The organism is Brachybacterium sp. HMSC06H03, from assembly GCF_001807385.1.
In the GTDB taxonomy this organism is placed as follows: domain Bacteria; phylum Actinomycetota; class Actinomycetes; order Actinomycetales; family Dermabacteraceae; genus Brachybacterium; species Brachybacterium conglomeratum.
On record NZ_KV788909.1, the window covers coordinates 38364 to 51565 of the forward strand.

A 13202-nucleotide genomic window follows, 5' to 3' on the forward strand; every position below is an offset into this window, starting at 1 on the left:
CAGCGCCCCCGCCCTGTCCGGCGGGGGCGCTTCTGCGTTCAGGGCTGGTGGTGCTCGGCGCTCATCGGCCGCGCCGGCTCGAAGGGGAGCGTGGGAGCGGCGTCGCGCAGGGTGTTGTCGAGCTCGCAGAGGAGGTCGTAGACGTCGTGCTGGTAGCCCGGGTGCGGGAGCCCGAAGTCCCGGATCAGAGCCTCGGACGCGCGGTGCACCGCGACGAGGTCCGCCTGGATGTGGTCGGCGGTGCGCTGCCCGGCCTGCTCGTCGGTCTGGAAGCGGCCGCAGTAGATGCAGACATCGTCCTTCTCGAGGTGGGGGAACAGCTCGGCCTCGGTCGGCGAGCGGTGCGCGAGCGGGCGGACCGGGACCGTGGCGAACGGGGCGCGGATCGGGGTGATGGTCATGACGGGGGCTCCTGGTCGTCGTAATGGTTCAGGCGGCGGTCTTGCTATGCATGCCGGTCTGGCATACAGCAGTGGACTTCTCGGGCGCGAAAACGAGCGACATGGGCAGGCCCATCGCCTCGCAGATGAGCTCGGCGGTGCGCGGGTTGTTCACGCCCTTGGTTCGGCCGTTCATGAGGTTGTCGATCGTGCCGGGCGCGCACTCGGCGTACTTCGCGAGACGCCGGTTGCTCCAGCCGCGCATCTCCATCTGTTCAGCGAGCGCGGCGGGTGCGATCAGCAGCATCCGGTTCGGCATCGATCCCCATCTCCTGCGGTTGGTCCGGTGGTACTTGCGTGTCGTCATCCTGGCCCCCTTAGGCACTTCTGTCAATCGCTGGATGCCAGTATGTAATCAGACGTTAGGCAGTCTGGCAAGCCCCGTGCGGCAGGCGTCATGCGTGGTGGGGGCATTTGGCCGCTATCCTCGGGACCAGTAGTTAGGCGGCAACCGGTTCGGCGCGTCGCTCTGAGCCGTAGGCGGAGCTTGGAATGCGCCACTGGACACCGCTGTGTCCCCCGACCGAAGGTGTGCTCCGTGAACGTTGAGGACCCGACGCTGCAGGCGCTCGTGGCCGATCGGAAGGGCGATCGGTCCTATGAGCAGCTCGCCGCGCTCAGCGACGGTCGGCTCTCCAGAGCGCGCATCCAGCAGATCGCGACTCGCGAGATGAGGGCCTTCCCTGACGTGGCGACCCTCGCCGGGCTCGCCCAGGCTCTCGACGTTCCTGTCCAAGAAGTCGTGCTCGCGACGGCTCGCTCGCTCGGACTCGAAGTCCGCAGCGGCGCGAGCGGTGACGCGCTGCTCGTGCCCGGTGGGAAGAAGCTCTCCACGCCGGCGCAGGAGGCGCTGCTCACCATGGCTCGCGAGCTCACGAAGGCGGGAGCAACCGATGGTGAACGAGACACAACGAGCTTGGGCCGTGATGCTCAGCCAGATGGGCTTACCAAGCACGCCGGCGCGCAGCACCCCGCTTCAGGCGCTGATGACACAAACCAAGGCGGGTCCGACGCAGACCTGAATGCGTATCTCCCGCAGCGGGGATACGAGAGCGACGGCTCGCGGGACGACCGGCCGTGGGAACAGGACGAGTACAGCCTCGCCGCGAAGCGGGGCCGGAACCGCGGCCGCGAGGCCCGACAGCAGCAGGACCAAGACGCAGAAAGTGGGGGTGCCTGATGGCTCGGAGGACTCTGGGGGTCTCGATGGTGGAGGTGCGCCTACTCGGGCGGCCCGGCGACGGAAAGATCCCCCTCGACGAGATTGGGCCCAGTGGGCTCCTCGACCTCGTCCGTTCGTGGGCGGGCAAGCAGCCGGACCTCACCGACCCGAGGCGCAAGATATACACCGAGGTCCGCGACGTCCATCACCTGTCACGCGCGGTCCTCCTCCGAGTGAGTACGGGTTCCTGGGGAGACGACCAGCGCGAGATCGTGAACATCGGCGGTAAGGGCTCGCGCACCCCGGTCGATGCTGATGATGCCTCGACTGTCGGCACAAGAGCGCTGTTCCTGTGCCCTCCAGGCGCAGACACGGCGCTCTACTTCTCGGAGCGCGAGGGCAACTTCGTTGGAGGGACACGTGCCTGGGATGCGATCGATGTCTTGATCGCCGGCCAGGGCAAGGTGCCGGATCGCAACGGGATCCTTCGGAGCCTGAACGCGGAGAAGGTCTCGGTGACCCTCGGCAAGGAGTGGTTGGCTGCTGCGGAACTGCGAGAGGTCGGAGTGCGACGCCACAGGCCGGCTCAGAGCTGGGGCAGTGACGAAGGCCCAGACGAGCTCGTATACGAGCAGACGCTTCGCCCGAAGCAAAAGGGGCATCTGCCGAAGAGGATCTTGACGCGAGTCCTCGAGTCGTCCTCGAAGATCGAGGCCGCCGACATCGTCGGACTGCCAGGCGACGGGGAGGTCGACCGGGTCACGTTGACGGTGGAAGACGGTGAGCGGACGAAGACCTTCGAGATGTCGAACCCGAAGTCCCCAGCACTACGTGAAGTGCTCAACGAGCACGGTGAGGACGTGCTCGACAACGATCAGTTCATCGACGTCTGCGGGGACCTCGCGGAGACCTTCTACACCGGGCTCGAGGAGGCCTTCGCATATGATTGGCTGAGGTGACACGAGGGGCAGGTGACGTGGCGATGCTTGAGTCCATCGACATCCGCAAGCCCGTCACGAAGCACATCCAAGGCTTCGAGAACCCCACCACGGGGAAGCTCCGCAAAGGCGACCTGTGCTTGCACTACGGGCTCCCGCTGATCCTCGGTGCCCTGTGGGCTCTCTGGGGACCGAACACGGCCGCTCACGGCAACCTCGTTCAGGGCCTAGCTATCCTCACGGGTCTGTTCATCGGCTTGCTCGTGTACGTTTTCCAGCTGCGGCTCGACATCGACGAGAAGGTAGAGCATCAGCGGTCAACGCGACTCATCGGACTGATCGACGTGCTGTTCTGGAACACTGTCTACGCCACGCTGGTCGGTGGACTAGCCACGGTCGCCGTACTCGTTGTGGATCTCCTCGGCGGCGTTCGCGGCACACCCATGGCAGTCGTCATTGCGCTCGGGGCCCATCTCGTGCTCACGACCTTGCTACTCGTCCGACGCGCCAGCTCCGCGTACAGCCTGCTCGTCAAGGACAAGCGGCGTGCGCTTGGGAGTCGCTAAAGGCGAGAGTGTCTGCCTCCTCTCGTAGCCTCCTGGGCATGCGTCCACCGGAGATCATCGATGCGGCCCTGCCCGAGGGGATCCTCGGCTACACCGACGGAGTCTCCCGGATCTGGCTCGACCGTGAGCTCACCGCCGTCGACCGCCGCGTCGTCCTCGACCACGAGCTGATCCACTACGTGCGCGGCCACCGTGGGCACTGCATCGCGGTCGTCGAGCACGGCATTGATCGTGAGGTCGCCCTCGGCCTCATCCATCTCGACGACCTCGGTGAAGCAGCCGCCTGGTCCGAGCACGTGGTCGTCATCGCCGAGGAACTCGACGTTATGCCCGAGACCGTCATTGATCGCCTCCACGCCCTCACCCCCGGCGAGCGCGCCGTGCTCCGGGCCCGCCTCACTGACGCGCACTGGGTCGCGTGATGGGGGAGCGGGAGGAGCCGGAGCAGCTCGAGCTCGGCCTCGAGCTGTCGGAGCCGGTGCCGGCGCCTTGGTGGGCCGAGATCATCGAGCACGAGACCGAAGGGAACCAGGACACCGGGTGGTGGGGTACGTGATCGACTACACGTCCTGGGGGGTCACGGAAGGACTACGGCGCCTTACGAATGTCCAGAGCCTGCCTACGATCCAGACATCAACCACCAGCGCCCCGAGAGGACTCTGCCATGACCAGCCCCACCAGCCCGACCCCGCCCGACGCCCGCGACCCCGAGGGCGCCCCTCCTGCATCCGGACCGAAGAGCTGGAGCAAGGGGAAGCTCGCCGGCGTCATCGGCGGCGGCTGCTGCGGGCTCATCCTGCTCGCCGTGATCGGCATCGTCATCCTCGGCACCATCATCGGACCGGACGACGACGCCGAACCCTCGGCGAGCGCCACGACCACCGAGGAGCCCGCCGCGCCCGAGGAAGAGCCCGCAATGGAGGAGACCACCGAGGAGGAGGCTCCCAGCGAGGAGCCGACCAGCGAGGCCGCTGAAGAGCCGACGGAGGAGGAGACCACCGAAGCTGAGGCCGAGGCGCCGGCCGAGGACCCCGAGGCTTGGGCCTCCGAGGTGGAGGAGACCGCGCTGATGGGCTCCGCCGACTGGCAGGAGATGTGCGGCGGTGACTACTCCCTCGGAGCGTGCTGGATCAGCGACGTCACCTCGACCAGCGTCGGCACCCTCGACGTCACGCTCCAGCTGAACGGCAGCGACGCCGAGGCGAAGGGCCTCGCCGAGGGCGCCGCGAACATCATCTTCTCCACCGCCGGCCCCGCCCACGAGGACCTCGAGTGGGTCGTCGTCTACGACGCGTCCGGCGTCGTCATCGACCAGAAGAAGCGCAGCGACTACCCCCTCCTCGAGGGCTGATCGGCACGCTGCACGACCACGGCCCTACGGCCGCCAAGCACGGCGCCGGAGGGACGCGCCCTACGCTCAGCACCCCGGCGAGCGCAGCGGCGCGGGAGCCTGGGCCGGGGGAGGGGGAGTGCGTGATGGTGGAGAAGGGGCGGCGGGAGCGCGCCGCGCTGTATCTGCGGCAGTCGACGTTCCGTGAGGAGTCGATCAGCCTCGAGCTGCAGGAGACCGCGGGCCGGGAGTACGCGGCCCGGCACGGGTACGAGGTCGTCGATGTGCAGTCCGATCCGGGGCTGTCGGGGCGGACGTTCAATCGGCCCGGCGTCGCGGCGGTGATGGAGGCCGTCGAGTCCGGTGCCGCTGACGTCGTGATCCTGTGGAAGTGGTCGCGGCTGAGCAGGAACCGGCTCGACTGGTATCTCGCGGCGGATCGTGCGCAGCAGGCTGGGGGTCGGATCGAGTCGGCGACCGAGCCGATCGACACGTCGACGTCGATCGGGCGGCTCGCGCGCGGGATGATGATCGAGATCGCGGCGTTCGAGTCTGAGCGCGCCGGCGATCAGTGGAAGGAGACCCAGGCGCGGCGGGTGCGGAACGGGCTGCCGCACGACGGGAAGCCGCGGTTCGGGTACGTGTACGACCCCGAGCAGAAGATGTTCTTCCCCGACCCGGTGACGGGGCCGGTCTTCGCCGGCCTGTACAGGCGGTTCATCGCGGGGGAGACGATGTACTCGCTGTGCGTGTGGCTGAACGCGCAGGGCATCCCGACTGCGACGGGCAGCAACGTCTGGACCGCCGGGAACCTCCGCCAGATCATGGACCGACAGTTCGCGGTCGGGAGGGTGTTCCACCAGGGCGTGTGGCATCCCGGCGCGCACGAGCCGCTCATCACCGAGGCCGAGTTCGCGGCCTACCGGCAGGCGCGGAAGACCCGGGCGGCGGCCCCGAGGCGGGAGGCGTCGGACTACCTCCTCGCCGGGCTCGTGCGCTGCGGCGTGTGCGGACGGGCACTCACCGGCGCGTCGGCGCGCGGCCGCTGGTTCTACTACCGCTGCTTCGCCTCCCGCTTCACCGGCGGGCACAGCTACGCCCAGGTGCCCACGCGGGTCGTCGAGGACGCCGTCTACGACAAGCTCGTCGAGACCGCCGCGAACATCGAGACCACCGCGATCCCCGAGACCCGACCCGTGGCCGTGGACACCGCGGCGCTGAAGCGCACGATCCAGCAGCACAAGACCTCGCTCGGCCGCCTCGCCATGCAGCTCGCCGAGGACGTCATCAGCGCCGACGCCTACGCCGCCGCGTCGCCCGCGATCGAGCAGAAGCTCGCCGCCGCTCGCGACGCGCTCCAAGCGGCGACCGCCGAGCACGCGGTCCCCCCGATGCATCACGCCGTCGTCAGCCTCGTGGAGGACTGGCACATCCTCCCCACCACGCACCGGCGAGCGCTCCTCGCGCGGGCCGTCGAGTCGGTCGAGGTGGACTTCAACGACGAGCGCCGCGTCGACGTCGTGATGCGAGGCCGCCCCACCCCTTAGTACGAGTTGGCGAAGCTTGACGACGCTGATGGGGAACGTCACCGCCGATCCCACCGAGCACCGGCAGGAGGACGGATCCACCAGCGTCAAGCTTCGGATCGCCGTCACCGGCCGCTACTACAACACCGCCACGCAGGACTTCGCCGACCGCAAGACCGAGTTCGTCACCGTCTTCGCCCGCCGCGGGCTGGGCCAGAACGTGATGCGCTCGATCCACAAGGGACAGCCGCTGCTGGTCACGGGCCGGCTGAACACCTCGGAGTGGCAGGGCACCGACGGCATCACCCGCTACTCCCTGAACCTCCAGGCTGAGTCCATCGGCCACGACCTCACCTACGGCTCTTCCCAGTTCACCAAGCCGCTGCGCGCGCAGGACGTCCCGAACCTGGACCCGAACTCGGGGGAGATCCTCACAGAGGCGAGCTCGGCGAACCCCGAGGATGCGGACGAGACGGAGGGCGAGGACTCGCTCGCGCCGGCCTTCTGAGCCGCACCGCGGTGCAGGCGGACGAGGCGGCGGTCGACCGACGGGACGCGCTCCGTCGGGTGAGCCCGTCAGCGGATCCCGACGGGGGAGGGGGTCAGCTCCCGGACTGCAGGGTCTGCACCAGCGCCTCGGAGATCTCCGGCAGCAGCGCGGCGCCGAGGACGTAGCCGTCCTCGCCGCCGCGGTGCACCGCCGACCAGGTGGTGCCGTCGCCCAGCGCCGCGACCACCACGCGCAGCACACGCCCCGACGGCAGCGCGGCACCGCCGGCGCTCTGCTCCCCGTCGCGGACCGACCAGGCCGCGGGCGCGAGATCGCAGGCGATCGCGCCGCCGGCGGCCATGTCCGGCCACTGCACCTTCTCGAGCGCCGCGAGCGGATCCTCCTGCCCGTCGGACGGACCGGAGGGAGCGTCTCCCGCCTCGAGGTCGATCGGTGTGAGGTGCAGGTCGTCGTGGGCGTTCGCGCCCTCGCCCTCAGCCCCCAGCAGCGCGGCGAGGGCGGGGGAGGCGGCGATCAGCTCGGCGCTGCGGGCGAGCGCGAACAGGCGTGGCGCGGGCAGCGGGCCGTCCTCGACATGGCGGGCGACCTCGAGCACGGCGGCGGCGAGCGCGGCCGTGGGCGCGTCCAGAGGGTCCTGGGCAGGAGTCGTCATCGGATCGAGAGGTCCCTTACAGGTTCGGCCTGACAGAATGGGGTGACCGCCGTGCGACACGGCGGCACCACACTGTACCCGGGCCGCGTTCTGGGACCCCACGACGTCGGGGGCCCCGTGTGCGCTCCGACTTCGAGGCACCAGAGGTTATCTGTGAGTTTCTCCGCCCAGTTCGGCGACATGCCGCGGCCGCGCCCACGACCGGCCCCCGATGGAGTCTCCGGCGAGCCCCGGAGGATCTCCCCTCTGATGATCACGGTGATCGCGCTCGGCGTGCTCATCGCGCTCCTCGTCCTCGCCTCGGAGGTGTGGACGAAGTACCTGTGGATGGACCAGCTCGAGTTCACCGACGTGCTCGTCACGCGGTGGGTCACCCAGGCGCTGCTGTTCGTCGCCGGCTTCGTGATGTTCGCCGTGCCGCTGTTCCTCAGCCTCCGCATCGCGTACTCCAAGCGCCCCGTCTACCCGCCGATCACGCGCGAGCAGGAGGCGCTGGAGCAGTTCCGCGCCGCGGTGGACCCGCTGCGCCGCGGCCTGACCTACGGCGCGCCGATCGTGATCGGCGCCTTCGGCGGGCTCGCGCTGTCCCGCCGCTGGCAGGACGTGCAGCTGTTCCTGCACCCGCAGGACTTCGGGCAGACCGACCCGGTCTTCGACAACGACATCTCCTTCTACGTCTTCACCCTGCCGGTGATCGACGTGCTGGTCTCCTTCGGGCAGTTCGTGCTGCTGGTCGCGATCGTCGGCGCTCTGATCGGCCACTTCGTCTACGGCGGCGTGAGCTGGGGCCAGGAGAGCGGGCTCGAGGTGACGCGCACCGCGCGCCGCCACCTCGGCGTGCTCGCCGCGATCTACGTGCTCTTCCTCGGCGCAGGGCACTGGTTCCAGCGCTACGACCTGCTGACCGCCTCCCACACCCGCTTCGAGGGCGCCTCCTACGCGGACGTCCACGCGATCCTGCCCGCGCAGACGATCCTCGCGATCGCCGCGGTGGTGGTCGCGGCCCTGTTCGTGGTGTGGATCTTCCGCTCGGACTGGCGCATCCCCGCGATCGGCGCCGGGCTGATGATCCTGTCCACCCTCGCCGTCGGCAACCTCTACCCCTGGGCCATCCAGCAGTTCCAGGTCCAGCCCAACGAGCGAGCGCTCGAGCAGCCCTACATCCAGAACAACATCGACGCGACCCGCACCGCGTTCGACCTCGACGACGTCACCGAGGTGCCCTACACGGCCAGCACGGACGCGACCTCGGGTGCGCTGCGCGAGGATGCCTCGACCACGGCGCAGATCCGTCTGATGGACCCCAACGTCATCTCGCCCACCTTCGAGCAGCGCGAGGCCAACCGTCGCTACTGGGGCTTCGACGACGTCCTCAGCGTGGATCGCTACCAGATCGACGGCCAGCTGCAGGACACCGTGATCGGCGTGCGCGAGCTGCGGCCGGACAAGTTCGGTCTCTCGGACCGCTCCTGGGTGGACCAGCACATCACCTACACGCACGGCTACGGCGCCGCCGCCGCGCACGGCAACCGTCGCAACTCCGACGGCGAGCCGAGCTTCCTGCAGTCGGGCGTGCCCGGCGAGGGCGCGTTCGGCGAGTACGAGGAGCGGGTCTACTTCGGCCGCCACTCCCCGGACTACTCGATCGTCGGAGCGCCCGAGGGGGCCGACCCCCAGGAGTTCGACTACCAGCAGGGCAGCACGGACGACGAGCAGGGCGGCGAGCAGGTCTACAACACCTTCCAGGGCGACGGCGGGCCCGCCGTGGGCAGCTTCTTCAACCAGCTGCTGTACGCGATCAAGTTCCGCGACCCGAACATCGTGATCTCGAACTACCTCAACGAGGAGTCGCAGATCCTCTACGACCGCGACCCGCAGCAGCGTGTCCGCGAGGTCGCGCCGTTCCTGTCACTGGACTCGCAAATGTACCCCGCCGTCGTGGACGACCAGATGGTGTGGGTGGTCGACGGATACACCACCACGACCGAGTACCCCTACGCGCAGTCGGTGGACCTCGAGCAGACGGTGAACGACTCCCAGACCGATCCGAACGCCTCGGCGAGCAACCGCGAGCGCTCGGCGAACTACATGCGCAACTCCGTGAAGGCGACCGTGAACGCCTTCGACGGCTCGGTGACGCTGTACACCTGGGACACCGAGGACCCGATCCTGAAGTCCTGGGCCGAGGTGTTCCCGGACGCCCTCCAGCCCGCCTCGGAGATCAGTGGCGAGCTGATGTCGCATCTGCGCTACCCGGCGGACTACTTCAAGGCGCAGCGCCAGATCCTCTCCACGTACCACGTCACCGACGCGGACGACTTCTTCACTCAGCAGGACTTCTGGCAGGTGCCGCCGGACCCGACCGTCCCGGCGCCCACCAACCCCGACGGCAGCGCCGGCCAGCAGGCCCCGCAGCCGCCGATGTACCTCACCATGCAGATGCCGGACGAGGAGCAGCCGCGCTTCACGCTCTCCTCCAGCTTCATCCCCTCCGAGGGGCAGAACGTGCTCACCGGCTTCCTCGCGGTCGACTCGGAGACGGGCGGCACCGAGGGGAACCCGGCGGACAGCTACGGCGACATGACGCTGCTGCGGCTGCCGTCCTCGAACCCGGTCAACGGTCCCGGACAGGTCCAGGCGACCTTCAACGCCGAGCCGAACGTGTCCCAGGCTCTGAACCTGCTGCAGCAGGGCGCCTCCGAGGTCATCAACGGCAACCTGCTCACCCTGCCCGTCGGCGGCGGACTGCTCTACGTGCAGCCCGTCTATCTGCAGTCCTCGCAGTCCGGCGGCGGCACCCAGTACCCGCTGCTGCAGATGGTGCTGGTCTCCTTCGGCGACCGGATCGGCTTCGCGCCGACGCTGGACGAGGCGCTCGACCTGGTCTTCGGCGGCGATTCGGGAGCCTCCGCCGGCGATGCGGAGGTCACCGACTCCGATGCCCCCAGCGGCACGGCCGACGCCGAGACCGGCGAGGGCACCGTCGAGGAGGGAGACGGGGAGGCCCCCGCCGAGGGAGAGGAGCCGCCCGCCGAGGGCGAGCAGCAGGCCCCCGCGGCCGACGGCACCCCCCAGCAGCGCCTCGACCAGGCGCTGACCGACATGGACACCGCGGTCGCCGACTCCGAGAAGGCGATGGCCGAGGGGGACTGGGCCGCGTACGGCGACGCGCAGGACCGCCTTGCCGATGCGCTGAACCGGGCTGTCCAGGCCAACCAGGAGCTCGGCGGGTCCGGCACGCCGGCGGCTTCCGACGGCGGCGGGGAGGGCTGACCCCTCGCCTTCGACTGCCGGGAGCATCCCGGATCCGAGGACGCCCGTCGCGGCGCTGGCTGAGGACGGTGCGCGGCGGGCGTCCTCGTCGTCGTCGGAGGGGCGCGGAGCTGCGCAGCGGAGGCCGCGGACGTGGTGCGCGAGGCGGGCCGCGAGAGTCGCAGCAGGGCCGTTCAGGCACGAGAGCGCAGGTGAACTGCTCGTGAACGTGGCATGGCCCACGTCGGAGGCCTTTCGGCTGGACTCGGAGGCCGGGTCGTCCTAGAGTTACTGATGTCGCCGCGGGGTGGAGCAGTTCGGTAGCTCGCCGGGCTCATAACCCGGAGGTCGTAGGTTCAAATCCTGCCCCCGCTACGAAGTGAAGGCCCTCGATCAGCAGAAATGCGGATCGGGGGCCTTCGTGTTCTGCCGTGTTCAGCGCCGGGGGCTCGTAAGCGATCCTGTCGGTGCCGCCGAGCACCTCGACCTCGGCCGAAGCTGCCTTCACCAGGCAGGCCTCGACCGGACCCAGGACGACGCTCCCTCGCTCACCCGCGAGAAGAACCACCCCGCCGGCGCCGGCATCCTGCCCAGCACAGCTTGCGGCTGAACGACCCACCGCCGACGATCACGAGTCCTCCTCGGTGTACTTCCGCTGGCGCTCCCTCTGCCCATGGGTGAGCGTCTTGAGGTCGGTGCGCTGGTCGAAGCTCGAGCCGAGCGCGCCGGCCACGACGCCCATGGCGGCGCTGAGCCACGCGATGTCGAGGTAACGGGTGAAGACGGGAGGCTGCCCGGTCACGTCCTCCATGTACTCGGGAGCGATGACGATCAGGCCTCCGGCGAGGATGAGCAGGACCAGCGCCGCGTAGAGCACGAGGACGCACAGCACCAGAGTGACCACCGTGGAGAGGTTGTAGAGCAGGACGACCCGTGCGAGATTCTCCCGCTCCGGCGAGTCCCAGAGCCCGTTGCTGGCGATGAGCCATGCCGTCATCGCCGCGATCGCGAGGAGCCCGACGCCGATGAGCCGCGGCGTCGACAGGTAGGTGGACATGACCCAGATCGAGTTGTAGAAGATGCCGAATGCGCCGGTGGCCGCTGCCGCTGCGAGGGCGCTCGAGAGGCGCGGCGCCGTCTTCACGGGCTCGTTGCCGGCGACCATCCCGAGGACCGTGCGGAGACCGCCGGTGAACCGGCGTGCCCGGAGCGTCGAATGGTCGTTGCCGTCCGGGCTCTGGGCCCAGCGGAGCCAGGACCGGTCGAACATCGAGGGGTCCCGGGGCTCGCTGGTCGGCTTCAGCCGCACGGTGCACGCCATCAGTGTGTCGAGGATGCGGCGGCGGCTGAAGAACGCTCCGAGCGTGGGGCACGAGACGACGGCGATCCTCTCGTCGGGGAAGATCTCTGCGATCAAGGGATGGCCATCGTCCAGTCGCGGGATCTCGGTGAGCAGCAGCACCGACTCCGGTGATCCGTACTCGCGTGCCAGCTCGACGGCGTCGGAGAGATCGAGGGAGTTGTCGGGCCGCAAACGGAGCATCGCGGTCTGGACGTTGAGAGTGATCGGGGGGCTGAACGCCTCGTCGAGCAGCTCCTGCAGGTCATCCTGGATCGATCGCGCTCGGGCCGTGGGCAGGCCCGGGTCGGCCACCAGCAGCACGTTCACCCCGGACTTCGGGCTGTCGCCCATATGATCCCCCCCCCATGGCCTCGGATCCTTGCAGGGTACGTCACAGCCGGAGGGTGCGCCGAGTCGTCGACCGGCCGGTGGGGCCGGCCTGTCCGGAACGCTCTGCGCGCTGCTCGCGGGGATCGAGGGTGGCATCGGGTCTGCCATCCCCACGGCACGACCGCGGACCGGGCAGTGTGCACGGCGTCGGTGGTGAGAGCGACTGCTGGCACGACGAGTGCCTTGACCGCGACTCTCCCTTCCACCGCGCGCACGCGCCTGTTCAACGGTGATTCGATCACCGCGGAGCCCATCATCAGGAGCGGACGGCCCGATCCGTCACCGCAACGGTGCGGTGACGTCGACGGACAGGAACCCGCGCCGGAACGAGCGCGCATCGAGCATGAGAAGCTCCGCCGGCCGCACCGGGTTCCGCAGATGCAGATGTCCGCTCGTCGCGTCGGCGCCCACGACTGCGAAGACATGGTTCGGCGGCAGGGGACCGGCCGCCGACGGCACCCGCACGCTCAGCGGATGCGTGGAGGCGCAGAGCGCGCGCCCCTCGGCCCGCCAGGCGAGGACCTGCCCCGCATCGGGCAGGCGCAGGTTCGTGCGCACCCGCTCACCCAGCAGCACCGCGAAGCCGTAGCGGGCCAGGCCCCGCTGCAGGAAGGCGTAGTCCCCGGCGATGTGACCGGCGATCGCCTTCTCGAGCACGCCCACCCAGCCGGGGTTCGCGCCGTCCCGCCTGCCGTACTGGAACACTCCGCGCGCATCGACGGGGAAGCGACGGTCCACCCGCAGCGGCTCCTCCAGGCCCGGCAGGCGGACGGTCACGATCCCGTCCGTCTCCTCGCCGATCAGTGCCCGCAGCCGTTCCGGCGCGGTCTCGTGGAGGGCGAGCATCGGCGCCATCAGCCAGCAGTCGCCGAGGCGTCCCTGCCGGGGGCGCAGCAGCACCGGAGGGGCGAGCGGGCCGCGGTCCAGGGCGAGCGCTGTGGTGTGCGGGCCGGAGGAGAGGTGCAGCACGCCGTCGGCGCCGGAGATCACGTGAGCCGCCCCGCCGGTCTCGCCGTCCGGAATGCCTGGCCCAGCGAGATTCCGGGCACGCTCGTCGGCGCCGGGACGCGCTGCGCGCGCCCGCCCCTCCAGG

At 69.5% G+C, this 13202-nt stretch carries 14 protein-coding genes and 1 tRNA gene; 10 read left to right on the plus strand and 5 right to left on the minus strand.

Translation table 11 applies throughout. The annotated features are described in order from the left end of the window. Positions 1 to 38 precede the first annotated feature (38 nt). Both HMPREF3159_RS13235 and HMPREF3159_RS13240 read right to left on the minus strand, forming a co-directional pair. Entirely contained in the window at positions 39 to 401 is a 363-nt protein-coding gene (locus HMPREF3159_RS13235) for a hypothetical protein (protein ID WP_070501554.1), read from the minus strand. Positions 402 to 429: 28 nt separating this feature from the next. Then, positions 430 to 747: a helix-turn-helix domain-containing protein gene (locus HMPREF3159_RS13240; RefSeq protein WP_141748231.1), complete on the minus strand. Its 318-nt coding sequence runs from the start codon at positions 745 to 747 to the stop codon at positions 430 to 432. Between the two features lie 231 nt (positions 748 to 978). On the opposite strand from HMPREF3159_RS13240, the gene HMPREF3159_RS13245 reads away from it, so the two are divergent. The 8 genes from HMPREF3159_RS13245 to HMPREF3159_RS13275 all read left to right on the plus strand — a co-directional run bounded on the left by HMPREF3159_RS13245 (position 979) and on the right by HMPREF3159_RS13275 (position 6470). Continuing rightward, positions 979 to 1620 carry a hypothetical protein gene (locus HMPREF3159_RS13245; protein ID WP_070501558.1) on the plus strand — a complete coding sequence of 214 codons (642 nt, stop codon included), beginning with the start codon at positions 979 to 981 and terminating at the stop codon, positions 1618 to 1620. A gap of 26 nt (positions 1621 to 1646) precedes the next feature. After that, a complete protein-coding gene (locus HMPREF3159_RS13250) occupies positions 1647 to 2561 on the plus strand; it encodes a hypothetical protein (protein WP_141748232.1) in 915 nt (304 codons plus the stop codon). 23 nt (positions 2562 to 2584) lie between these two features. After that, a complete protein-coding gene (locus tag HMPREF3159_RS13255) occupies positions 2585 to 3106 on the plus strand; it encodes a hypothetical protein (protein ID WP_141748233.1) in 522 nt (173 codons plus the stop codon). A gap of 38 nt (positions 3107 to 3144) precedes the next feature. Continuing rightward, positions 3145 to 3528, plus strand: a complete 384-nt coding sequence (locus tag HMPREF3159_RS13260) for a hypothetical protein (RefSeq protein ID WP_070501564.1) — start codon at positions 3145 to 3147, stop codon at positions 3526 to 3528. Beyond that, positions 3528 to 3662: a hypothetical protein gene (locus HMPREF3159_RS18100; protein WP_256374548.1), complete on the plus strand. Its 135-nt coding sequence runs from the start codon at positions 3528 to 3530 to the stop codon at positions 3660 to 3662. Before HMPREF3159_RS13260 ends, HMPREF3159_RS18100 begins: the two co-directional genes overlap by 1 nt. A 108-nt stretch (positions 3663 to 3770) precedes the next feature. Beyond that, positions 3771 to 4457, plus strand: coding sequence for a hypothetical protein (locus tag HMPREF3159_RS13265; RefSeq protein WP_070501566.1), 687 nt, complete (start codon positions 3771 to 3773; stop codon positions 4455 to 4457). 125 nt (positions 4458 to 4582) lie between these two features. Beyond that, positions 4583 to 5983, plus strand: a complete 1401-nt coding sequence (locus HMPREF3159_RS13270; RefSeq protein ID WP_070501568.1) for a recombinase family protein — start codon at positions 4583 to 4585, stop codon at positions 5981 to 5983. Between the two features lie 28 nt (positions 5984 to 6011). Further along, positions 6012 to 6470, plus strand: coding sequence for a single-stranded DNA-binding protein (locus HMPREF3159_RS13275; protein ID WP_070501570.1), 459 nt, complete (start codon positions 6012 to 6014; stop codon positions 6468 to 6470). Between the two features lie 94 nt (positions 6471 to 6564). Here the strand turns inward: HMPREF3159_RS13275 and HMPREF3159_RS13280 are convergent, their stop codons facing one another. Continuing rightward, positions 6565 to 7125, minus strand: a complete 561-nt coding sequence (locus HMPREF3159_RS13280; RefSeq protein WP_070501572.1) for a PPA1309 family protein — start codon at positions 7123 to 7125, stop codon at positions 6565 to 6567. A 249-nt stretch (positions 7126 to 7374) separates the two neighbouring features. On the opposite strand from HMPREF3159_RS13280, the gene HMPREF3159_RS13285 reads away from it, so the two are divergent. Next, the gene (locus HMPREF3159_RS13285; protein WP_246821636.1) at positions 7375 to 10398 is read left to right on the plus strand and encodes a UPF0182 family membrane protein; all 3024 of its coding nucleotides are present in this window, start codon (positions 7375 to 7377) and stop codon (positions 10396 to 10398) included. Positions 10399 to 10678: 280 nt separating this feature from the next. Continuing rightward, positions 10679 to 10752, plus strand: a tRNA-Met gene (locus HMPREF3159_RS13290). Positions 10753 to 11005: 253 nt separating this feature from the next. Here HMPREF3159_RS13290 and HMPREF3159_RS13295 read toward each other — a convergent pair. Then, a complete protein-coding gene (locus HMPREF3159_RS13295; RefSeq protein WP_070501574.1) occupies positions 11006 to 12070 on the minus strand; it encodes a hypothetical protein in 1065 nt (354 codons plus the stop codon). Positions 12071 to 12388: 318 nt separating this feature from the next. After that, positions 12389 to 13202, minus strand: an 814-nt coding sequence (locus HMPREF3159_RS13300) for a C2 family cysteine protease (protein ID WP_168165434.1), incomplete at its 5' end; no start/stop codon positions are given.